The sequence below is a fragment of the Bacillus sp. DX3.1 genome, assembly GCF_030292155.1.
GTDB lineage: Bacteria > Bacillota > Bacilli > Bacillales > Bacillaceae_G > Bacillus_A.
The window spans coordinates 2,739,362-2,760,451 of record NZ_CP128153.1 but is presented as its reverse complement, the minus strand read 5'-3'; the positions used below and the strand labels follow the sequence as shown (position 1 = coordinate 2,760,451).

Sequence of the window (21,090 nt, the reverse complement as noted above, 5' to 3'; positions counted from 1 at the left end):
TATATAGCACATCATGAGACGATTCTTTTTCATCTGTACCAATTTATATGGAAAGAGATTAAAAGGAAAATATATCTATGGGGAGATTGTACAGTGAGAAAAAATATCTGTTCTTTGTTATTAACCATTGTGATGCTTATCTCTCTTGTTATAATGCCCGTTACACAGCCATTCACAGTTCATGCAGCAATGAACCAAGAGCAGGAAAATGGAATTAAGTATGTGAATAAAAAGTTAGGGTTTTCTCTAACACTCCCAAAATCTTGGGAAGGTAAGTATACAACTGAAGAGGAGGATGGCCTTGTAAGGTTTATATTTATGTACGAAGGTAAAAAAAATGATGCTATCCCTCCTTTGTTTACTATTAAATACGATACCAAGAAAGAAGATGGATGGAACGAGGGGCTAAGATGGGTGGGTGAACTTGGCACTAAAGATGACATAGGCTATTACTGTTACTATGATGCTCTACATCTTTATCGAGATAGTATTCCACCCGGAGAAGAGCAAGATACTGTCTTAACTATGATTAGTCAAATATCCGAGGTTTTTGATAGTTTCAAAATGTTGGAGAAAGAGGGAGCCGTGGCAGAAGAAGCGAAACCAAAAAAGGACGCCATGAAGCAAGAACAGGCTAAGGGGATTGAATATGTGAATGGAAAATTAGGATTTGCACTAACAATTCCAGAATTTTGGAAAGAGCATTATATTGTTGAAGAGAATGAGCAGGGTGGTGTAACCTTTAAATTTAAATTCGATGGTAAAGTATATGATGATATCTATTTGTTTAATATCTATGTGGAGAATAAGGAATATTCTAGCGAAGAACAGGAGGAGTTAGGAGATAATGGTGTGCTTGGTGTTGGGAATGGTAAAACCTATCTAATAACTGAAAACATTGCTATGAGTTCACCTCCCCATGCCTTTGATAATCATTTTTCATCTGTACCTAAAGAAGGGCGAAATGTGATTAAAGCTATGAGCAAACAAAAAAAGATCCTCCATTTTAAAGTGTTGGAGGCAGATATAGCAGAAGAGGCAAGACCAAAAGAGGAAGAATCGGAAGGAGCCAATGCGAAAGAAGGAAAGTATGAGGGGAATAGTATTTTAGATCCACCAGAAGAAACGAAAGATGGAACGATTGAAGAAGAAACGAGAGACGAGGGCAAGGTCGGGGATGGATTTATCAGTCGACAAGAGACAGAGCCAGTAAATTATTCTTTCGAAGAGGAAAAAACCACAAAAATAGGAGAAGAAGAAGTTGTGTTTTCTATAATTAAGACTCCTATTGACAATATTCGCACTGAAGTTATTAAGAAACCTGTAAATAAAACTAGATATATAGGAATAAATGGAGGGTTCTATACTCCATCATGGTCTCCATTTAAGGATTATGATGAATATGAGACCTGCTCAATGACTTATTATAATACTAATGGATTAACTGATGGATATAATTTTAACGGTTGCCCTGACAAACATCGTTCTCTACCAACTTTCGTTACTTATTACGATAAGGATTTACAAAAAACTAAAGCAGAGATTATACAAGAAGCTAAAAGCATGGATGATATAAATAATCACTTTAAAAATCTCGATAATGCTGATCATAATCATAATTCTAATCAAGTCATAATAAACGCTATTGGGGGGAAGGGTTATAACATAAAGCATTTTGGGGATAGCAAAGATGATTATTCTAAGAATACTCTCAGAAGAACTATACTAGCATATAAAGAAGAGAACGGTACTGTCTATGCTTATTTAATAATTACAAAATCTTTTGTAACAGTTGAAAGGCTGAAGCTACATGTTGAAAAGTTAGGTTTTAAGGAAAATGAAAATATTCTGTTAGATGGGTCTGGATCAACATCAATGAGGGTCAGAAAACCTAATGGTGAATTGCATGAGGATAAAGGGACAGAAGGTATAGGAGGATGGACAGAGGATTTTTTTGAGTTCCTTGCTGATAGGGAGCTTTATGGAAATAGATTTTCATACAATATGATTAGATTAATTAATTAATTAATTAATACAAATGCATTAACGTTGCATAAAAGGTTTATTAGCTTGTCAAACTGATTATATTTCGTAAATTTAGATTAAAATATCTTTAGTTATCTAACAGTACTGTTGCAAATTTGCTTAAAATAAACATGATTGAAGAGGGAAAGGAGAGACCTTCAAATCTTCAATATAAAAGAGCTTGAGAAAGAAGGGCGTTTGATTAAAAAAATAGTTGTAGACTAATGATTGTTGATATTCCTAGTTCTTCCTATGCTTATAAACAAATTTTTGTTCGATTAAAAAAATGTTTTAGACTGAAGATGCTGTCATAACAGTCTTTTTACATATAGGGAGCAGTCAAATCATGCAAAAATAGTTGTAGACTGACCTAAGGCATATTCCAATTCTCTATATAAAATAAAAAAGTATTAGACTGGGAATTGGTTTCTAACGAAATAACGATAAAACCAATATCCTTCAGTCTAATTTTTGATTTAATGTTTAATATTTTAATAATGAATTACTTGTGTTTAAAATCACAATAACGATGAACTTCATTTAGAGAATATGGTAGTGGAAATGGATTATTACTATTTAAATCTATTAGAAAAATACCTATATAAGAAATCGTTATGAGGCTACGAAAAGAGAATACGGAGTTCGTGAAAAAACGGTAAAAAGCTTTAAAGAATTAACTCCTGAGCTTCAAGCGCATACAGGTGGTAAAGGCGGGATGCTTTTCAGAATGTTTCAAGATGGGTATCCTCTCTACTCTCTAGTTCCTAACACATCTGTATTTGGAGGTTCATAACCCATCTGGCGTACTATAGCTACAATCTGTCCCTTATGATGGAATTCGTGAGTGATCGCATGCATGAGCAATTTACTAGGTGTAATCGATAACATTTCACTTTCTTTTCTCCAAGGAATTTCCCTCTGAATCGGTTCACCCATGTGATGTGCGAATACTTCAAATACTTCAAATACCTCATTTACCAAAGAATCTACATGTTCAAAGCGTATTTTTATTTCGTCCAAACCAAGTTGCAGCAGGTCTTCCTTTGAAGTGAGTGGCTTCTTCGTTTTTAATAAAACAAATGAGCCAAGCCAAGCGTTATAACAGTCTGCTATGTGTACCAGTGTGTCTCGCATACTGTGCCAACCAAATCCGTCCATTTGGCGAGTAAAGTCATTTGGTTCTAGTTCACTACAAAAGTCAAGAAGTACTCCTCGAGTCTGTCTGACCCATTCATATTCGTTTTGATGCACTATATACACCCCTTTATAGATCGCACGTCTTTTTCCAGTATTGTATATTATTCCATATATATGATATCCATATTGAAAAAATGTAAAGTCAAAAGTAATAAAAAGGTGTACTTTTACGAATTTCGACTAAATTTCATTTACCTTGTTTAGGGTAAAAGTATCAGTATGTTCAAGAGCGAGAGATTATTTGTAATTGTTTTGAATTTTTCATCTTTAACAGTACTCTAACAGAAGTTCCCTTCCTCAAGCATGTGCAGGCCATAGCCCAAGTGGTAGGGAGGGAATGAATGTTGGTCGTGTCTAGCACGATTTTTAATTTTCTTTTTATGGAATATCATGTATGGTAATACTAGAAACAAGCGAGAACGTATATTCTGGAGAGAATTATTAAATTAAAAGAAGACGTCAGACGCCCTTTCATGTTAATATATTTACGTTATATTAGGAAGTTTACCTTTTTGTTATGATAAGGTAGGAGTTGCGTGAGCATGAAAATTCTAGAGAAAAGGATGTGGCTAACTTGCGAATTAATAAATATATTAGTGAATCTGGAAAAGCATCTAGGCGTGGAGCAGATAAGTTAATTGATGAAGGTAGAGTAACTATTAACGGTTCTGTTGCAAAAATAGGTAGCCAAGTTCAACAGGGAGACGATGTGCGAGTAAATGGAGATCAAATTAGGCTTGCTCGAAACAACGTTTATATTGCTTTAAACAAACCAGTTGGCATTACGAGTACAAGTGAAAAGAAGGTTAAGGGTAACATTATCGATTTAGTTAATCATCCTTTACGCATCCATCATGTAGGACGACTTGATAAAGATTCAGATGGCTTGATACTCCTTACAAATGATGGAGATATTATAAATGAAATTTTACGAGCTGAAAATAAACATGAGAAAGAATATATTGTCTCAGTAGACAAGCCTATTACTCCTGAATTTTTAAAACAAATGGCAGAGGGAGTTAAAATTTTAGGGACAAAAACACTTCCTTGTGAGATAACGCAGCTATCAAAATTTGAATTCCAAATTATTTTAACACAAGGGTTAAATCGTCAAATTCGCCGTATGTGTGAAGCATTAGGATACGAAGTTTACAGACTGAAGCGAACTCGAATCATGAATATTCATTTGAACAATCTACCTGTTGGACAATGGAGAGATTTAACAAAGAAAGAAAAAAATCGATTATTCGCAGATTTAAACTACGAACCAAAGGAATGGTAAAAAATAGAGGATGATCCGAAACGTTAACACTGTTTTGGTTTACCCTCTATTTTTTTATTAGGTTCTGTGTAGTGAACTACTCCTACCTACCATTGGCGCTGTTGCACCTTCACACGCTTGAGGAAGGAGACTTCTTTCGGATAGAGCGTTAAAGTATTGTAGAAGTCTAAAGGATATCGCCATCAAGTTGAGAGGAGTTTGTATCCAGACAATGAAAAAACGCTATTCTTTTTGTAGAAATATGCAGAAAGAATGGCGTTTTTGTATAAATCTATTCATCGAAATGGTGAGCTACTTTGAGTAGCGGGAAATGTATCAACAATATGTAAAAATGCCAAATTATACAATTGATACGTGGGACGGCCCGTATTCTGGTGAATTATGGATTGGATCACACTGCATTGATGACAAAGCAGCTAGGGTGTTTTCAAGATTTGGAGAAATGATCACTGGAAATTGATCCCGCATTAACGGGCAGTAAGACCCCCTGCCTCAAGATTTAGAGAGAAACAAAGAAGATAGGTGGGGGGGAACTGCCCGTAAAAGCCCGATTGGTGAGGGCTAATTCTCAGTGGGGGAATGAAGAAAACCCCCACTGAGAAAAGTTTCACTTTATCATTATAATAAAAATTAAGAAAAATATGATAATATATTAAGTGAAGTTTTAAAAAACGATTTCGCGATATGGTAGATAGAATTGACGGAGGATTAAACATGAAAATAAACGATATAGTAGCAGCAACGCAATTACCAAATACAGTTGAAACAATTACAAATGATTTAAAAGCATCAGGTATAGAAAAAGGCATGACAGTGATCATTCATTCATCTCTTAGTTCACTCGGGTGGGTATCAGGCGGTGCCGTTGCAGTGGTAGATGCATTAATGAATGTGATTACTGAAGAAGGTACAATCATTATGCCAACGCAAACGTCTGATTTATCAGATCCGAAAGATTGGTCAAGACCAGCTGTTCCAGAAAATTGGTGGCAAATGATTCGAGATCACGTTCCAGCTTTTGATCCGAATGTAACACCGACACGTGGCATGGGACAGATTGTCGAGTGTTTTCGTACATACCCAAATGTAAAGAGAAGCAATCATCCATTAAATAGTTTTGCTGCTTGGGGAAAGCATGCTGAAAGTATTACAAAAGAGCATGCGCTTTCGATGAGCTTAGGAGAAAATTCACCACTAAAAAAAATATATGATCTGGATGGATTTGTCCTATTGATTGGTGTAGGACATGATTCGAACACATCCCTACATTTATCTGAAATGCGCACGCAAGCACGTGAATTTGTGAAAGCAGGAGCACCAATTATGGAAAATGGGGTTCGGGTATGGAAGGAATTCGATGAAATGGGTTATGATTCAGATGAATTTGAAGAGATTGGAAAAGAATTTGATCGAACTGGAGCAGTAACATTTGGAAAGATTGGAAAAGCAACATGTAGATTAATGAAACAACGCGAAGCTGTTGACTTTGGGGTGCAATGGTTTCATTCGAAAAAATAAGTAAGGGATGGTAATGATGAAGGGGAAAAAGATTTTGATTACAAGTGGTGGCTGTTTAGAAAAATGGGATCAAGTACGCGGGCATACAAATTTAGCAAAAGGTACAATTGGAAGAATTCTTGCTGAAGAGGCTATGGCTAAAGGGGCACATGTAATTTATTTGCACGGTTATTTCGCTGAAAAGCCAAGTACTTACGGAACACAGTTAGAATTACATCCATTTGAAGGGATCATTGATTTACAAGATAAAATGAAAAGTATCATTACACATGAGAAAATCGATGCAGTTATTATGGCGGCAGCTGGTTCCGATTGGATTGTTGATAAAATAAGTGATCAAGATGGAAATGTGCTTGATAAGAATGGGAAAATTTCTAGTGATATAGCTCCAATTATTCATTTTCAAAAAGCACCAAAAGTGTTAAAGCAAATTAAAGAATGGGATCCGGAAATTGTTTTAGTCGGATTCAAACTTGAAAGTGATATCAGTGAAGAAGAGTTAATTCATCGAGCAAAAGAGAGAATGGGAAGTGCAAAGGCTGACATCATGATAGCAAATTCTTCTCATTCTTTATATTCCCATGCCGCGATTCATCATGTTATAGGACGTGATGGAGAAGTTCAATTATGTGAAGGGAAAGATGAAACAGCGAAAGTGATTGTAAGTGGACTGGAACATTTATGTAACACAAAAACTATCTGTTTCTAAACTATTATTACCTTCGTTTCCGTACTATGAAAATTTGAAAGAAGAATTTCAACAAAAAGTAAATATTATAAGTACGGATCAAAATCAACTTGTTCAAATCATGGATAAAGATGTTGCGAAAGAGCGAGCGGTGTTAAATTGGTGTAAACAACATGATATACATGCAAGAGAAGTAATGGTATTTGGAGATGACTGGAATGATATTGGCTTATTTAAAGAATGTGGCATCCAATAGCAATGGGAAATGCAATCTCAGAATTGTAAGAAATAGCATGCTATGTAACGAACAGTAATGATGATGACGGTGTAGCTAATATTTTGGAACAAGTAAGGGGTGACGTAAATGAAACAGTTACTACAGCAAGCCATCGATCTCCGGAATGAAAAGAAGTATGAAGAATCTAGAAATATACTAATTGAACTACTAAATCTTACTAAAGATGCAGAAGTACTATATCAATGTGCATGGACACATGATGCGATGGGACTTGAAACCGAAGCGGCTCCTTATTATGAGCAAGCAATTGTGAATGGGCTTGCTGGGGAAGACTTACGCGGAGCATATATTGGATTAGGAAGTACATATCGCTGCATTGGCGAATACAATAAATCGATTATAACGCTGGAAGCTGGTTTGCAGCGTTTTCCAGACGATGATGCCATGAAAGTCTTTTTATCGTTAGCGAAATATAATGTGAAAGAGTATGAAGAAGCAATGAAATTATTAATTGATACGGCTGTGAAATTAGAAACTGTGAAAGAGTACGAGAGAGCAATTTTATTTTATAAAGATCATTTAAATAAAACATTTAAATAAATAGGGTGGGATTATATGAGTGAATCAATTTCAAGAAAAAGATGGACAATGTGGAGTGTGTTAACGGCTTTAATTGTGGTATCTAACTATCTCGCTTATGCACTTCCAGTTATGCCCCCAGCACCGAAAGAAGTAGCACTTGGTTCTTTGTTAGATTTTATTATTGTGATTCCGGTAATTACGTATTTCTTTATCATACGTAAGCGATACTCCCTAACATATATATTTCCAGTTGTCATAGCAGGATATATTGCGGCAAGGTTTGTTATTCCAAGTGAATATTTGCAGGCGTTTTCGTTTGTTTCTTATATACTAATTGCTGGTGAAATCGCATTTTTAGCTTTAGAGATTTTTATTCTGTATAAAATTGCTAGAAAATTACCAAGAATTATTCGTATGTATAAGCAATATAAACTAGACTATCCATCCTTCTCTTATGCGATAGATAAAGCATTTGATGCCACTTTAAAAAGGAATACAGCTGTAAATGTAATTGTATCAGAATGTAAATTACTATATTACGCTTTATTTTCATGGCGAACGAAGGTATCTGAAAGTGATCATGTTTTTTCTTATCATAAAAAAACAGGTGCAATTGCTTTCTATATTATGCTTATGCACGCGATGCTCATTGAAACCATTGGCTTTCATTATTTGCTTCATCAATGGAATCCAGTTTTCGCTTGGGTGTTACTTGTTTTGAATGTATACGGATTCCTTTACTTTTTAGCTGAAATACAAGCCATTCGTTTAAATCCGTATATGATCACAAAGAAAGAAGTAGTGATACAAGTTGGGTTAGCAAAGAAGATAACTGTTCCATTTGAACAAATAGAAGAAATAACGTATTACAAAGGTGATGTAATAAAGGGAAAAGAAGAGAATGAAGTACTAGAAGCAACATTAACAGAATTTATAAAAGAACCAGCGACATTTGAAATAAAGCTAAAAGAACCATTAAAAGCAAACTTATTATATGGTTTTTCAAAGACGGTTAATCGTATTCATTTGAATGTGGATGAGGATAGAAAGTTTTATGAAATGATTGTCGAGAAATTAGATAAAAGCATGAGTGAACCAACTCAATAGCAATGAATAAGTTGTCCTACGATATGGATAAAGTGAAACTTTAATCAGTGGGGGAGATTACTGCCCGTTAATGCGGGATAAAATTAACATACTTTTTCATACACATCATATAATGAAAATGACAACGGGTATACCTCAAATAAGAACGCTGAAAAGAAATCCTTACATGGAGGATTCCTTTTCAGCGTTCCTTTTATTTATTCCAAGAGGTTATTGGAATATACAATACATATTTTTTAAAAACTTACTACATTTCGTTACATTGCAAATATTGAACACTCTTTTTCTTATTTTAAACACTTATGACCACAGGTTTGACAAATCATTGTACATAATCTCACAAAATGTTTAGCAAAGTAGCTTCTTCGAACAATGTATTTCGCAGTTAATCCACAGATATCTGCACAATCTCGTAATATTTGGATTTAATTCAATCTATTGGCATCGTGCAGAACAAGCTGTGTTATTTGGTTATCAACAACGAAGTGAAGTTGAAGTTATAACAAAAGAGGGGAAAACCTATTTGACGCAGCTATAGAGTTATTAAGAATAATAAAAAACTCGTGACTAGAAGATGAGTTTTTTATTATTCGCGATAGTTATTGGTTTTGATTACCTTGTTTCTTTTGACTGTTAGGAGTAATTTCATTAGCAAACTCCATATTTGCCAGGTTTACTTTGGATGGAATAAATGTGCTTGTCGTATTTTGAACACCTTGGAACAAACGTTGGATAGGTCTCATCATATTTGAATTACGCGTTGCTACTACACTAAAAACTGTTCCTAATCCTAGTAAAGAAACCCAAACCCAACCTCTATTATTACTCCGTCTATTTCTAAACAATTTAAACATTTGCTGAGTTCTTCTTCCAGAATTGAATAATGACATCAAGAAGTTAAGAATATTCATTTTTTGCCCCCTGTAAAAAATAATTAGGAAAAAGAACCACTAAGTTCAATTTCACATGATTTATATTGCAATATTTTATAGAAATTTATGATGCCAACTTATACTAATAATTCTTCATTCTTTTTACTAAAAGACCTAAGATTTCCTAAATATTTTTTATTAAAAATATGCAAAATAGTTTTATCAAACATTCAAAAAGGGAAATGAAAATAAAATGAAAAGTTATGTACTAACGATTTGGAATTTTTTTGATCCAATATATTATAAATTCACTCGCTTAACTTATATTCATAACGAAACTCACAAAGAAAATATTTTTCGTGTAAGGCTCACTCGTTACAAGGGGAGACATATTACTCTTTCTGATGGTACACAGATCAATAAGAATGATATCTTGGTTAAAATTCATTTACATAATATTCGTTTAATCAATGATATGAAGTACATTAAAAATGATATTACAAAAGCACGATTCATTTATCAACATGTCAAAAAGTCTTTGCCCAGTCTTGGATCATATATTCAAAATCATTCTAGGGCAGATGAAATTAAAGGGATAATTGGGATTTCAATGTTAAACAGAGGAGCTGACCGATTAGGTTTTGAATTTGTTTCTATTTCTAGCCCTTTTTATAAATTGTTTAAATGGTTAGCATTTATACCAATATGTTTATTATCTAATGGTGATCCAATTTTTAAAGTAATGAAGAACAATATATCTTCCTCACCAAAATATTTATTTATGTCTAAGGAAAATTTATTGAAAATATATAATCATGGAGCTCAAGATGAAGTTGCTAAAAGAAAATGTTAATTACTTTTGTTAAACAGTCAATGCAATTTTAGATACTACATTAAAAATAATTTGACAGTAAAATATAAAGGCTGTTAACTAGGTCCGTTAACAGCCTTTACATCTTATACTGCGGGTAGTTCTTTATTTTCAACTGTTGATATTGATAGTTGATGCAATGTAATTTCTGGTCGGCTTCCAACTCGAATATTTACTCCTGTTTGACCTAGCCCTTCACTAATATAAAAGGGTTTTCCCTCTTGCATATGAAGTCCTTTTATAATATTCATTCTTGCAAGCTTACCCATTTTCGCAAGGTGATAGGCTTTTGGATAACAAATTTGCCCACCATGGAAATGACCAGCTAGTAAATAGTCAAAATGATATTCTTTCATATGGAGCACAATATTCGGATCATGAGTTAAAACTAAATTTGTTCCTGGTTTAATTTCTCTATAAGAAGCTGTTAAATTACTGCGTTTCGTACTAAAATCATCAACACCAATAATATTTACACGTTTATTTTGAACATAAATAACATGGTTTTCATTCTGCATGACCTTGCAGCCATATTGTTCAAGTGTTGCTTTTAATTTTTGTAAGTCCTTTTCACGTAACACATAATCATGGTTACCGAAAACAGCGTATATGCCATGCTTTGCATGTAATTGATTTAATACCTCTAAATATGGAGAAAGTTTAGAAATTGTACGTTTACGGTCAAGGAAATCTCCAGTAAGTGCAATCAAATCGATTGATTCATCTTTTAGCTTTTCATAAAGCTGAGTTGGGGAAATGGAGATATTTTCGAGATGCATATCGGAAAGGTGTAGAATATTTAGTACCGGATCATGCCCGTGAATTTGCTTTTGATCTATTTGAACTTTATTTATCACGACATCAGTCGTGTTTTTGTGAGCTTTTTTGAATATATAGAAGAGAATCATACATAAAACGGATAGTAATAAAATTTTCAATCATATCACTCCTTCTATAAAAATTATACATGAAAAATCCTTTCATTTTGTATGTAATTTATGGAACAAAATCCATCGTAATTTATTCTAAATAGTTGCCAGAATAGAAAAAAAGAAGTACCACATAATAACAGAAATTAATGAAAAGACACATCGTCAAGTGTACTTCAAGAGGTGATTTATGGAACAACATTCAACACAAAAGACCATCTTGTTTTTGCCATTTTTGCAAATTCCATCAGGCCACCATCAAGTTGCACATGCATTAATGGAAGGAATACAAGAGGATCAATTCAATATAAAATGTGATCAAGTGGATATTCTCTCGTATAGTTACGGAAGAATAGAAGCATTGGTTTCAAATGTTTATTTAAAATGGATTAAAGCATTCCCTGACTTTTATAATTGGATATACCAAAACTCTGTCTACAGAAATGTCGAAGAGAACAAACGTTATCAATTATATGAACTTCTGTTTGTGCCATTCATGAGAAGATTAATAAGAGATAAACAACCTGATCTGATCATTTGCACTCATGCTTTACCTTCATATATATTGAATTATTTGAAAGAAAAAGGTGAACTAAAAACACCAGTTATAAATGTATATACAGACTATTTCATTCATCGTTGTTGGGGTATTGAGCATATTGATTTTCATTTTGTACCGTCTCATCATATGAAAGAGTTTTTAAAAAACAAGGGAATAAATAATGAACAGATTTTTATAACAGGAATTCCTATTCATAAAAAAATAAAAAAACATAAAGAGCAGATAGTAAACTTTCCTTCCTCTGCATTGTCAGTTTTAATTACTGGTGGAAGTTTAGGGGTTGGAGCAATAGAAGATTTGATTCACAAAATAGGAACGGAAACAAAAGTTCACTTTTATGTGTTATGCGGGAAAAATGACGATTTATATCAAAAACTTCAACAATTACAGCGAGATAACATAACACCTTTAAAATATATTACATGTAGGGGAAAAATGAACAAACTCTACGATCAAATAGATGCAATCGTTACAAAACCTGGAGGAGTAACAATAAGTGAAAGTCTATTTAAAAGAAAACCTATTTTTATTTATCATGTATTACCAGGACAAGAGGAAATTAATTTACAACAACTAAAAAAGTTAGGTGTGATTTTCTATTTAAATAAATGGAAAGATGCAAAAGAAACACTTGAAGAGCAACTATATTCATTTTTTCAAAACGAAAATCAGCTCCAATGTTATCAGGAACGTATAACAGAATATCATCGACAGCTTATCACTAAAGAGCCTTCACAAATTATAAAGGAATTAATAACGAATAGATAACGCCCATCTACTCAAATCAAATTTTTACTATGTATCATTTTTTTGAGAGCTACTTTTTTCTTTAAAGAAGAGTTAGGAATGATTTCAGATTATTGAGGTGATTACATACATGCCAATGTTGGATGTGGACGGTAGTAGTCTGTATTATACCGTTAAGGGAAAAGGAATTCCTATTGTTTTTATTCATCCTCCTGTACTCACTTGTGTAAATTTTGAGTATCAAATAGAAGAATTATCCAAAGAGTTTAAAGTGATTACTTTTGATATTAGAGGACACGGAAGGAGTCAGGATTCAAGACAACCGATAACCTATCCACTGATTGTTGAAGATATTAGACGTTTATTGAATCATTTGGAAGTCAAAAAAGCATTCATATGCGGATATTCGACCGGAAGCTCTGTCGCATTAGAATTTTTATTGACTTTTGCCGAAAGTGCCTTAGGGGGTATTCTAATCGGGGGAATGTCAGAAGTGAGGGATGGATATCTAAAGAATAAGATTTCACTAGGCGTGAAACTTGCGAAAACAGGGGCAGTTTCATTTTTAGCATTGTCTATTTCATGGGGAAATTCAAATACACATAAATTGTTCAGAAAGATGTTTAAAGAAGCTAGAAAAGGAAATGCCCAAAATATCGAGCAGTATTATCGTTATAGTTTGCACTATAATTGTACCAATCAGCTTAGAAACATTGAGCTTCCGGTTTTATTGGTTTATGGTAAGAAAGATAAATCATTTTATGGTCATGCGAAACTACTGCATGGAAAATTGCCATGTAATGAATTAAAATTTATTGATAACGTAAAGCATCAGATTCCTACAAAAGCAGCGGAGGCTCTAAATGAAATGATTAAGCAGTTTGCTTTTACCCATACCGGGATAAATAGGGAAGAAACTTTTTCTTTATCAGTAAAAGAGTAGATGTCTTGAGAATAAATTGAAACTTTAACAGGTCTTGATTTTAGAGAATTACGGAATCACGATCCAATTGGTCGAGTAGAATCTACAATCGGTCATGTCATTGAGACGTCTGAAGATATAAAAATCTGAATTTGGGGAATAACATCAAATTCGATTCATACTAAGACCTTAAACATATACAATATTGTTTGAATGTGAGATTGAATGCCATTGTTGGAGAAATGATAGCGGATGCTTATGAATTGAAAAAGTAAGGGGAAATTGTGTTCCATACAACAAACCGGTAAGCTTAGAGCTTGCCGGTTTTCATCGTCAACTATTAAAAAATATGGTAAAATTAAAAGGTAACTTATGGTATGGTTGGTTGTTCAATTATCACTTCTCTAAGTAGAAGGGGGGTGATAATATATGAGTGAAATTACGTTGCTTTTGCAAGGCGGATTATTTCTCGTTGCACTGTTAACGTTTGTCGTATTGCTAATCGACAAGCTCAAAAAATAACAACCCACCTACGCCAATAGAATGTGGGTTGTTTCATTCATAAGAAACAAATAGGATAATGAACAATCCAATCTGCTAAGTTACATGGACTAGTGTGTTGCCGCACACTGGTCTTTTTATTTATATACAGTTTATTATCGTTTTATGTGATTGTATTGCTCTTTTCATACTCATTATAACATAGTCTCTTTTAGACAAGAAAGGAGACCGTACGTTCTTGTTTTGGTTTGTTATTAATCAATTTAGTATATGTTTGTAAAAAATAATCTTGTTTCCAAATGGATCTAAAATAGGAATTATCATTGTTATTCCTTTATTTATAGTTTATTCAAATGCAAGTCTTTACTTGGTTGCTTAAATAAATCATCCATATATTGTTTTAAATTTTCAATATAAAATTCCTGTTTGTTTACATCATTCACACCAACAATCGGAGATGGAAGTTGATATGTTTTTTTAGAAAGATGTACAACAATATCGAATATATCAAAAAGACGAATAAAACAGAATAAGCCATCTTTATCGCTTAATAAAATAAAATAATGATTATCACAATTTGTATTCAGCGTATTCCACAATGAGCTTTTACTTAAATCACGAACAATACTTCTATCTTTCAATTCAATGAAGTCAGCATTGGATATAATCGTTGAAATCTCCATTGCATCTGGATCATCGAAATAACCGTCAATTGTATGAACAGCAAATGCGTAAGCCATCTTTAATATGCTCATTTTATATTTGCGGTTATCTAATAGTAATTCACGTTGAATAGAGCTTGCCACTTTTGTTACGCGCTCTTCTTTCCAAATTTCATTATGAAGTGAAATGTCATGTTTTTTACATAGTTTCATAATAAGCGAGTTAGAATAATGCATTTCATTGTTACTTTCAACTTCTTCAGTGTTTGCTGCTAGTTCTTGACCATATAGGTTGGAAAGAAGAGGAGAGTCAATTTGGTGTTTCATTTGTTCAATTTTGTATTGAATTAATTTATGCCGAATTAATGGACGGTCTACATTTGTTGTGAGATGTTCATGACAAGTGTCACATATTGAATTTGTGAAATAATATCCACATAAAATCTCTGGGATGACGTACTGTTCACTCAGTTCTTTCGTTTCTTCTCTGCAAATGATGCATTGCGTCATATTTATCACCTTTTACCTGCAAATTTGTATGTACTCTCATTGTAGTGTATTTATTGCTATTTTGGAACATTGAAGGTAAAAATAGCATGTAAATTTCACTATTGTTTTGATACAATAAAGTGAAGCACTATATTAAAGGAGGCCATTTTTTGAAATCAAAAGTTCATTTTTGGACATTAGAAGTGCTAATGATTGTAGCGATTATTTTTATTTGCACAAAAATATCGTTCTTATTCCAACCAATTGGCATTTTTGTTTCCACCTTATTTTTCCCAATATTAATCGCTTTGTTTTTGTATTTTATTTTTAATCCTGTACTCGTGTTTTTAGAGAAGAAAAAAGTACCAAGAAATTTAGCGATTTTGTTGCTGTATGTTTTTATCATTACCTTAACGGCAGTCTCGATTGGTGTTGTCGTTCCAACTGTTTCTCAGCAGCTAATGGATTTAGTGAAAAACATGCCAACATATATTCAAGAAGGAAAAGTATACATAACAGATTTATCTCATCATAGGCTATTTGAATGGCTGGCTACACAAAATTACGTATCGTTAGAAACAATTGAAAAAAATGTACTTGAATATTTAAAAGGTATACCTAATACAATAACGTCGAGTGCAACGGCTTTATTTGGTATTATTACGAACGTTGCATTAGTGGTCTTTACTGTACCGTTTATCTTATTTTATATGTTTAAAGATGGACATGCATTTCCAGGAAGAGCTGTTAGTTTATTACCAGAATCATACCGTGAAGAAGGACTTCATATTCTAAAAGAAACGAATGAAACATTGTCCGCCTACATTCAAGGGCAAGCTCTTGTTTGTTTATTTGTAGGTGCATTTACATTCGTGGGATATTTAATTATTGGTGTGCCATATGCCTTTATTTTAGGTATTATAGCGGCATTTACAAATATCATCCCGAACTTAGGTCCTTTCATTGGTGCAGCGCCGGCTGTAATTGTCGGATTATTCGTTTCCCCAATGCAAGCATTGTGGGTAATCATTGTTGTAACAATTGTACAGCAGTTTGAAAGTAACATCATTTCACCGCGCATAATGAGTTCAAAGCTAAACATACATCCTTTAACAATCATTGTATTAATTCTAGGTGTAGGTAATTTTGCTGGAATTATCGGAATGATTTTGGCGGTTCCAGTCTACGCTGTGACGAAAACTGTTGTTTCAAACTTAGTAAGACTATTTAAAACAAAAAGAAGTAACCGAAAATAGGGGAAGACCAGTTACATATTGTAGCTGGTCTTTTTTACTGTTGGACCCCGTATTTATTTGTAGCAATCGAGCTAGGTGGAGTCTACCTCTATCATCCAAATCATTTTCTTGCATTGCGACATAAACATTGTCATCATCTCCTCTCATTATTTTTGAATTTCATTTTTATAGATGATTGTAATAAGAACTTCTACGATCTTGAACTTCATCCATAATCTGTTTTAATTGCTGCTTACGTAAAATTTCCTCTTCAGATAAACGACTTTTCTGAATGGTAATGGTTAAAAAGAATACACGAAACGTCATAGCGCGGAACTCCTTTCGTAAAGAAATGTTGTTATAGATGGTTGTAGAAAGAAACTTGACGATCTTTAACTTCGTCCATAGCTTTCTGGATTTGCTTCTCATGTAACAGGTCAGCTTCAGAAAGACGATTTTTCTGAATGGTAATGGTTAAAAAGAATACACGAAACGTCATAGCGTGGAACTCCTTTCGTAAAGAAATGTTGTTATAGATGGTTGTAGAAAGAAACTTGACGATCTTTAACTTCGTCCATAGCTTTCTGGATTTGCTTCTCATGTAACAGGTCAGCTTCAGAAAGACGATTTTTCTGAATGGTAATGGTTAAAAAGAATACACGAAACGTCATAGCGTGGAACTCCTTTCGTAAAGAAATGTTGTTATAGATGGTTGTAGAAAGAAACTTGACGATCTTTAACTTCGTCCATAGCTTTCTGGATTTGCTTCTCATGTAACAGGTCAGCTTCAGAAAGACGATTTTTCTGAACTGTAATGGTTAAAAAGAATACATGAAATGTCATAGAGTATTTGCTCCTTTCAAAAAATATGGTAAGAGGCTAAAAAATCGCACAAAAAAGCCACAGGAAGATAAAGCTCTCCTATGGCAAGGCGTGAAAAAGCCACAGGAAAGTATACGACCTCCTGTGGCGAATTTGTTAGTTAAAGAAAATAACGAACGATTTTCAATTCTCCATTAGGGTGGTCGAATATATATTTGTTTGTAAAACAGATGCGGCATAAACATGTAATTTCATCATTTTATTCGACCTCCTTTTAGAAAATTTTTCTTACGTTAGTAAGTATATACAATTATTGGATGTTTGTAAACGGAAAAAACGAAAATTTTGAAATTTAATGAAAATGCACATTTTTCAGAGGTGTTTTGAAAATTAGAGCGTATGATTAAAAGATGGAGGGATGAAGATGAAACTTTTAATACTCGGTGGATCTAGATTTTTAGGAAGAGCAATTGTTGAAGAAGGATTGAAGAGGGGGCATGAACTAACGGTTTTTAATCGCGGAAACCAAAATGGCATTTTTCAAAATACAAATGTAGAAGTATTAATTGGCGATAGAGATGGAGATTTAGAAGTATTAAAAGGACGAAAATGGGATGCTGCAATTGATACGTGTGGTTTTGTACCACGTACTGTTGGAAAAGCAACATCTGTTTTAGTGCATCATATTTCACATTATACATATGTATCTAGTATTTCTGTTTACCGAGATTGGATTTCAAAGGGGATTACGGAAGAATACGATACGCCCATTTTATCAAAAGAAAAAGTTAATGATATTACCCGGGATACTGCAGGACCAATCTACAATGAATATTACGGACCATTAAAGAGAATGTGTGAAATAGAGGCGGAGAAAAATATGCCGAATCAAGTGTTGGCAGTAAGAGCGGGCTTGATTGTAGGAGCAAATGATTATGCAGATCGGCTACCTTACTGGGTGAAACGAATCTCGGAGGGTGGAACTGTATTGGCACCAGGAAATTCAAAGAGTCATGTCCAGTTAATTGATGTTAAATATTTAGCTATATGGATTTTACATATGATTGAGAGGAACGTGACTGGCATATACAATGCAACAGGACCCGCTGCTCCCTTAACGATGGAGCAATTATTACAATGCTGTAAACAGGTAACAAATAGTGATGCTGAGTTTACTTGGGCGAGCGAACAATTTTTATTAGAAAACCATGTAGCTCCGTGGACAGAAATGCCACTTTGGTTACCAGAAGAAATACCGCTTCAAGGAGAGAAAGAGCCGTGGCGTGGTAGTAATGCGATTAGTATTGACAAAGCATTGCAAACAGGACTATCATTTCGATCTATTGAAGAAACAATTACGGATATTTGGAAATGGGAACAGTTACGTAGTGAAACGGAAGAGAGAAAAGCGGGTTTAGCGAGTGATAAAGAACAGCGATTATTGGAGAAATGGAGGGAGACGCAAACTCTTGCGTGAATCATTATTTTGACAACGTTTTAAAGAGGATACTTAGCTTCGGAAAGGAGTTAAATCCTCTTTTTTGTATAATCTAAAAATACCTTTTTACAATTCTATATCTCTTATTTCATTTTGTAGAAAAGGGGAATGGATAAATGAATGAAAACTTCTTTCCTAATATACCGACTTTTAATTTTAATGATTTAAATGGTAAAAAAGTCACTTTAAAATGCTTTAGAGCAGTGGATGAAGGAATGGTTGTCGAGCAGTTGAGGATATAGGTAATGGGAATTGTAAAATCTACGTTTTATCAATGAATGTCAAATCAACGAACAATAAAAGAGCAGCTAGCAAAAGCTAACTACTCGGCCCCAGGGAAAGGGAGAAAGAAAATTGGAGGTAACTCGTAAACTCAAGCTATCACAGCCTACCTATAGTATGGACAGGATTTGGAATTTTATGCAGGAGGGAATCGTATCGTATGTGCCAATTGTCATTCTTTGAAGACATCGATGAAAAAGAGATGCGTAAATTTGTGGTGAAAGAGCTGAAAAACTACAAAGCGTTATGTGTCCGGATGAAAAATCAAGAAAAACAAATTCAAGCAGGATGTGCGGTTCTTTTTCCGAGTTAGGGATTATTTAAAAATTGAATTCTAATTGACTCGGACTCTTTTTGCACCAGAATCTACGTTTCTAACAATTATTGGTTGTACCAGAACCAACTTCCACTTGTTGTATTTGCAAAACTTTCAAAGTAAGGTCTAGTACGATTTTTTCACGAAGTGTATCGAACGGCTCATTTAAAACTGTAGGGCATGGTGAAAAATCAAGTTCAAAGAAATTAGCACTAATTAGTTCACAATACGGTTGTTCATTATAAAATACCGTATTTTCAAAGAAGTACTTATCTAATCGAGGTAAGTCACCATTTTTAGGATTAATAAAGTGAGAAGTAGTGTCTGAAGAAGCTGCAAATAGTGGTTCTGTTAGAAAATCGCCTGCTGTCAAATCTGCAAATCCATTAAACGGAACATTAGCAATTCTATCCTGCAATGCTCCATTACACTCATCCGCAGCATATTCAATATTTTTACGAATAAATCCTTCTACAAATAACTTCGCTCTTGTTACGCGTCGGAAATTCGTACATGCTACTGAAGTGAAAGCTACAGGAACTAACTTACATTGTGTTAAAAATACATTTTTTAACACACGTTTAATCTCAACTGCTGCAGGCTCCAATGAAATATTCGATTCTACAACAATTTGAATCGTTCTCTCAGCTAAAACAACCGGTATTTTAATCAGTGCAGCTGGTGTAACGATTGGTGTTGCAGCTACATCAGCTAATGGCGTTTGAGTTTGTCCAGTAACCTGACACGGTACATTAATCGGGCATTGTTCGCTCATAGTTTACACTCTCCTTTTTATAATAAATTTAGAATTTGAACAACTTGGTTATGTTATTACTATATTCGCTTCTTCTATGTATGACTGTGCTTGTATCATAGTTGTTTTTATTGATTAATGTAATGAAAACCTTAGAGGGCATGAAGTTGAAAGACTCATATGTTTACAATAAATTGATGATGAAACGTGATGGTTTTTATTACAAGATTTGTGTAATAAGTAACACCTATGAAAATCCTGAAGTATAAAAAACTTAACAAAATAATCCTTTTAAAAGAGAGTGAGGAATAACAATGGGCTTAGGTAATCGAGAAATGCATTTCGAAAGACTTATCAATCTATCGAATGAAATGTACCAACGTTAGGGGGTGGCGCTTATAAACAAGCGTCCGACTCCTGTGAAGGTGTTAAAGAGCGCGGGCAGTAGAGTTCTAAATGGTTTTTATGAGTCTAAAAGCACAGTAGATTACGATGGTGTGTATAGAGGTAAAGCAGTAGCGTTTGAAGCGAAGTCAACACAGAGTGATACACGATTTGATTTAAGTAACATCGCACAGCATCAACTGGATTACCTGGAGAAAGCGGACAAGATGGGAGCTATGTGTTTCTTCCTTATTGAGTTTAGTAAAGATCAGACAGTGTTCTTAGTTCCGTTATCGGTTATTCAGTCTTATATAAGACTGTCACTGCAGCCGAAAGGGAAGAAGTCGATACTAAGAGCAGACTTTGATATTTACGGATACCTGGTAGATCAGACGGAAAGGGCGCCAGTTGATTACTTACGATATGTTGATGAATTAGCGGTATAAGGAGGGATTAGAGTGGACAAGCAGTGGTCGCCTGTTTCGCACACTCTCCTTCACGAAAGAGTACCTATTGGATAAGGTGCTCTTTCTCATTGCACATAAGGAATTTCTAAACATACAATATCGAAATATCGAGTCAATGCCAACCAACTTATTCCTTTTCC

At 34.1% G+C, this 21,090-nt stretch carries 25 protein-coding genes and 2 pseudogenes; 17 read left to right on the top strand and 10 right to left on the bottom strand.

The window, feature by feature from the left end:
* The first annotated feature begins 93 nt into the window (after positions 1–93).
* Positions 94–2,025 carry a hypothetical protein gene (locus QRE67_RS13600; RefSeq protein ID WP_286120694.1) on the top strand — a complete coding sequence of 644 codons (1,932 nt, stop codon included), beginning with the start codon at positions 94–96 and terminating at the stop codon, positions 2,023–2,025.
* A gap of 750 nt (positions 2,026–2,775) precedes the next feature.
* Here QRE67_RS13600 and QRE67_RS13595 read toward each other — a convergent pair.
* On the bottom strand, positions 2,776–3,276 hold the full coding sequence (locus QRE67_RS13595; RefSeq protein ID WP_286120693.1) for a DinB family protein: 501 nt from the start codon (positions 3,274–3,276) through the stop codon (positions 2,776–2,778).
* A 520-nt stretch (positions 3,277–3,796) separates the two neighbouring features.
* Between QRE67_RS13595 and rluF the strand changes: the two genes are divergently transcribed.
* From rluF to QRE67_RS13560, 7 genes and pseudogenes are all read left to right on the top strand, one after another.
* Positions 3,797–4,504: a 23S rRNA pseudouridine(2604) synthase RluF gene (rluF, locus tag QRE67_RS13590; RefSeq protein ID WP_286120692.1), complete on the top strand. Its 708-nt coding sequence runs from the start codon at positions 3,797–3,799 to the stop codon at positions 4,502–4,504.
* 304 nt (positions 4,505–4,808) lie between these two features.
* Positions 4,809–4,964 (top strand): annotated as a pseudogene (locus QRE67_RS13585) (glutathionylspermidine synthase family protein); the annotation flags it as partial.
* A 254-nt stretch (positions 4,965–5,218) separates the two neighbouring features.
* Positions 5,219–6,022: an AAC(3) family N-acetyltransferase gene (locus QRE67_RS13580; RefSeq protein WP_286120691.1), complete on the top strand. Its 804-nt coding sequence runs from the start codon at positions 5,219–5,221 to the stop codon at positions 6,020–6,022.
* Positions 6,023–6,029: 7 nt separating this feature from the next.
* Positions 6,030–6,731, top strand: a complete 702-nt coding sequence (locus tag QRE67_RS13575) for a phosphopantothenoylcysteine decarboxylase domain-containing protein (protein WP_286120690.1) — start codon at positions 6,030–6,032, stop codon at positions 6,729–6,731.
* Positions 6,688–6,966 (top strand): HAD family hydrolase, encoded by a 279-nt coding sequence (locus QRE67_RS13570; protein WP_286120689.1) that lies wholly within the window; start codon positions 6,688–6,690, stop codon positions 6,964–6,966. The genes QRE67_RS13575 and QRE67_RS13570 overlap by 44 nt, the downstream gene beginning before the upstream one ends.
* 108 nt (positions 6,967–7,074) lie before the next feature.
* Positions 7,075–7,548 carry a tetratricopeptide repeat protein gene (locus tag QRE67_RS13565; RefSeq protein WP_286120688.1) on the top strand — a complete coding sequence of 158 codons (474 nt, stop codon included), beginning with the start codon at positions 7,075–7,077 and terminating at the stop codon, positions 7,546–7,548.
* Between the two features lie 15 nt (positions 7,549–7,563).
* Entirely contained in the window at positions 7,564–8,637 is a 1,074-nt protein-coding gene (locus QRE67_RS13560; protein ID WP_286120687.1) for a hypothetical protein, read from the top strand.
* 287 nt (positions 8,638–8,924) lie between these two features.
* On the opposite strand, the gene QRE67_RS28890 is transcribed toward QRE67_RS13560, so the two are convergent.
* Together QRE67_RS28890 and QRE67_RS13555 are read right to left on the bottom strand one after the other, a co-directional pair.
* On the bottom strand, positions 8,925–9,056 hold the full coding sequence (locus QRE67_RS28890; RefSeq protein ID WP_483298704.1) for a four-helix bundle copper-binding protein: 132 nt from the start codon (positions 9,054–9,056) through the stop codon (positions 8,925–8,927).
* A 180-nt stretch (positions 9,057–9,236) separates the two neighbouring features.
* Positions 9,237–9,548, bottom strand: coding sequence for a hypothetical protein (locus QRE67_RS13555; protein ID WP_286120686.1), 312 nt, complete (start codon positions 9,546–9,548; stop codon positions 9,237–9,239).
* Positions 9,549–9,762: 214 nt separating this feature from the next.
* Between QRE67_RS13555 and QRE67_RS13550 the strand changes: the two genes are divergently transcribed.
* A complete protein-coding gene (locus QRE67_RS13550; RefSeq protein WP_286120685.1) occupies positions 9,763–10,362 on the top strand; it encodes a YkoP family protein in 600 nt (199 codons plus the stop codon).
* Positions 10,363–10,466: 104 nt separating this feature from the next.
* On the opposite strand, the gene QRE67_RS13545 is transcribed toward QRE67_RS13550, so the two are convergent.
* A complete protein-coding gene (locus tag QRE67_RS13545; RefSeq protein ID WP_286120684.1) occupies positions 10,467–11,318 on the bottom strand; it encodes a metallophosphoesterase in 852 nt (283 codons plus the stop codon).
* A 181-nt stretch (positions 11,319–11,499) separates the two neighbouring features.
* On the opposite strand from QRE67_RS13545, the gene QRE67_RS13540 reads away from it, so the two are divergent.
* From QRE67_RS13540 to QRE67_RS13530, 3 genes are all read left to right on the top strand, one after another.
* On the top strand, positions 11,500–12,639 hold the full coding sequence (locus QRE67_RS13540; protein ID WP_286120683.1) for an MGDG synthase family glycosyltransferase: 1,140 nt from the start codon (positions 11,500–11,502) through the stop codon (positions 12,637–12,639).
* Positions 12,640–12,748: 109 nt separating this feature from the next.
* Positions 12,749–13,561: an alpha/beta fold hydrolase gene (locus QRE67_RS13535; protein ID WP_286120682.1), complete on the top strand. Its 813-nt coding sequence runs from the start codon at positions 12,749–12,751 to the stop codon at positions 13,559–13,561.
* Positions 13,562–13,969: 408 nt separating this feature from the next.
* The gene (locus QRE67_RS13530; protein WP_286120681.1) at positions 13,970–14,062 is read left to right on the top strand and encodes a putative holin-like toxin; all 93 of its coding nucleotides are present in this window, start codon (positions 13,970–13,972) and stop codon (positions 14,060–14,062) included.
* A 317-nt stretch (positions 14,063–14,379) separates the two neighbouring features.
* On the opposite strand, the gene QRE67_RS13525 is transcribed toward QRE67_RS13530, so the two are convergent.
* A complete protein-coding gene (locus tag QRE67_RS13525; protein ID WP_286120680.1) occupies positions 14,380–15,213 on the bottom strand; it encodes an HNH endonuclease in 834 nt (277 codons plus the stop codon).
* A 149-nt stretch (positions 15,214–15,362) separates the two neighbouring features.
* On the opposite strand from QRE67_RS13525, the gene QRE67_RS13520 reads away from it, so the two are divergent.
* A complete protein-coding gene (locus tag QRE67_RS13520) occupies positions 15,363–16,448 on the top strand; it encodes an AI-2E family transporter (RefSeq protein WP_286120679.1) in 1,086 nt (361 codons plus the stop codon).
* A gap of 165 nt (positions 16,449–16,613) precedes the next feature.
* Here QRE67_RS13520 and QRE67_RS13515 read toward each other — a convergent pair whose 3' ends face one another.
* From QRE67_RS13515 to QRE67_RS13500, 4 genes are read right to left on the bottom strand one after another with little or no spacing between them, the layout of a single operon-like run.
* Positions 16,614–16,754: a YrzI family small protein gene (locus tag QRE67_RS13515; RefSeq protein WP_286120678.1), complete on the bottom strand. Its 141-nt coding sequence runs from the start codon at positions 16,752–16,754 to the stop codon at positions 16,614–16,616.
* Between the two features lie 31 nt (positions 16,755–16,785).
* The gene (locus QRE67_RS13510; RefSeq protein WP_286120677.1) at positions 16,786–16,926 is read right to left on the bottom strand and encodes a YrzI family small protein; all 141 of its coding nucleotides are present in this window, start codon (positions 16,924–16,926) and stop codon (positions 16,786–16,788) included.
* Between the two features lie 31 nt (positions 16,927–16,957).
* Positions 16,958–17,098 carry a YrzI family small protein gene (locus QRE67_RS13505; RefSeq protein WP_286120677.1) on the bottom strand — a complete coding sequence of 47 codons (141 nt, stop codon included), beginning with the start codon at positions 17,096–17,098 and terminating at the stop codon, positions 16,958–16,960.
* Between the two features lie 31 nt (positions 17,099–17,129).
* A complete protein-coding gene (locus QRE67_RS13500) occupies positions 17,130–17,270 on the bottom strand; it encodes a YrzI family small protein (protein WP_286120676.1) in 141 nt (46 codons plus the stop codon).
* Positions 17,271–17,673: 403 nt separating this feature from the next.
* Between QRE67_RS13500 and QRE67_RS13495 the strand changes: the two genes are divergently transcribed.
* The 3 genes from QRE67_RS13495 (at position 17,674) to QRE67_RS13485 (ending at position 19,342) form a co-directional block, all read left to right on the top strand.
* Positions 17,674–18,726: an NAD-dependent epimerase/dehydratase family protein gene (locus tag QRE67_RS13495; RefSeq protein WP_286120675.1), complete on the top strand. Its 1,053-nt coding sequence runs from the start codon at positions 17,674–17,676 to the stop codon at positions 18,724–18,726.
* Between the two features lie 137 nt (positions 18,727–18,863).
* On the top strand, positions 18,864–18,989 hold the full coding sequence (locus QRE67_RS13490) for a hypothetical protein (RefSeq protein WP_286120674.1): 126 nt from the start codon (positions 18,864–18,866) through the stop codon (positions 18,987–18,989).
* Between the two features lie 200 nt (positions 18,990–19,189).
* A complete protein-coding gene (locus QRE67_RS13485; RefSeq protein WP_286120673.1) occupies positions 19,190–19,342 on the top strand; it encodes a hypothetical protein in 153 nt (50 codons plus the stop codon).
* A gap of 61 nt (positions 19,343–19,403) precedes the next feature.
* Here QRE67_RS13485 and QRE67_RS13480 read toward each other — a convergent pair whose 3' ends face one another.
* Positions 19,404–20,120, bottom strand: a complete 717-nt coding sequence (locus QRE67_RS13480) for a CsxC family protein (protein ID WP_286120672.1) — start codon at positions 20,118–20,120, stop codon at positions 19,404–19,406.
* A gap of 293 nt (positions 20,121–20,413) precedes the next feature.
* On the opposite strand from QRE67_RS13480, the pseudogene QRE67_RS13475 reads away from it, so the two are divergent.
* Positions 20,414–20,917, top strand: a pseudogene (locus tag QRE67_RS13475) (Holliday junction resolvase RecU); the annotation flags it as partial.
* Positions 20,918–21,090 lie beyond the last annotated feature (173 nt).

Excerpts from the sequence above, each read along its gene's own strand:
- QRE67_RS13530 (WP_286120681.1), top strand. The coding sequence starts at position 13,970 with ATGAGTGAAATTACGTTGCTTTTGCAAGGCGGATTATTTCTCGTTGCA.
- QRE67_RS13510 (WP_286120677.1), bottom strand. The coding sequence starts at position 16,926 with ATGACGTTTCGTGTATTCTTTTTAACCATTACCATTCAGAAAAATCGT.
- QRE67_RS13580 (WP_286120691.1), top strand. The coding sequence starts at position 5,219 with ATGAAAATAAACGATATAGTAGCAGCAACGCAATTACCAAATACAGTT.
- QRE67_RS13505 (WP_286120677.1), bottom strand. The coding sequence starts at position 17,098 with ATGACGTTTCGTGTATTCTTTTTAACCATTACCATTCAGAAAAATCGT.
- QRE67_RS13525 (WP_286120680.1), bottom strand. The coding sequence starts at position 15,213 with ATGACGCAATGCATCATTTGCAGAGAAGAAACGAAAGAACTGAGTGAA.
- QRE67_RS13575 (WP_286120690.1), top strand. The coding sequence starts at position 6,030 with ATGGTAATGATGAAGGGGAAAAAGATTTTGATTACAAGTGGTGGCTGT.
- QRE67_RS13560 (WP_286120687.1), top strand. The coding sequence starts at position 7,564 with ATGAGTGAATCAATTTCAAGAAAAAGATGGACAATGTGGAGTGTGTTA.
- QRE67_RS13495 (WP_286120675.1), top strand. The coding sequence starts at position 17,674 with ATGAAACTTTTAATACTCGGTGGATCTAGATTTTTAGGAAGAGCAATT.
- QRE67_RS13565 (WP_286120688.1), top strand. The coding sequence starts at position 7,075 with ATGAAACAGTTACTACAGCAAGCCATCGATCTCCGGAATGAAAAGAAG.
- QRE67_RS13485 (WP_286120673.1), top strand. The coding sequence starts at position 19,190 with ATGTGCCAATTGTCATTCTTTGAAGACATCGATGAAAAAGAGATGCGT.
- QRE67_RS13500 (WP_286120676.1), bottom strand. The coding sequence starts at position 17,270 with ATGACATTTCATGTATTCTTTTTAACCATTACAGTTCAGAAAAATCGT.
- QRE67_RS13490 (WP_286120674.1), top strand. The coding sequence starts at position 18,864 with ATGAATGAAAACTTCTTTCCTAATATACCGACTTTTAATTTTAATGAT.
- QRE67_RS13535 (WP_286120682.1), top strand. The coding sequence starts at position 12,749 with ATGCCAATGTTGGATGTGGACGGTAGTAGTCTGTATTATACCGTTAAG.
- QRE67_RS13480 (WP_286120672.1), bottom strand. The coding sequence starts at position 20,120 with ATGAGCGAACAATGCCCGATTAATGTACCGTGTCAGGTTACTGGACAA.
- QRE67_RS13540 (WP_286120683.1), top strand. The coding sequence starts at position 11,500 with ATGGAACAACATTCAACACAAAAGACCATCTTGTTTTTGCCATTTTTG.
- QRE67_RS13515 (WP_286120678.1), bottom strand. The coding sequence starts at position 16,754 with ATGACGTTTCGTGTATTCTTTTTAACCATTACCATTCAGAAAAGTCGT.
- QRE67_RS13555 (WP_286120686.1), bottom strand. The coding sequence starts at position 9,548 with ATGAATATTCTTAACTTCTTGATGTCATTATTCAATTCTGGAAGAAGA.
- QRE67_RS13550 (WP_286120685.1), top strand. The coding sequence starts at position 9,763 with ATGAAAAGTTATGTACTAACGATTTGGAATTTTTTTGATCCAATATAT.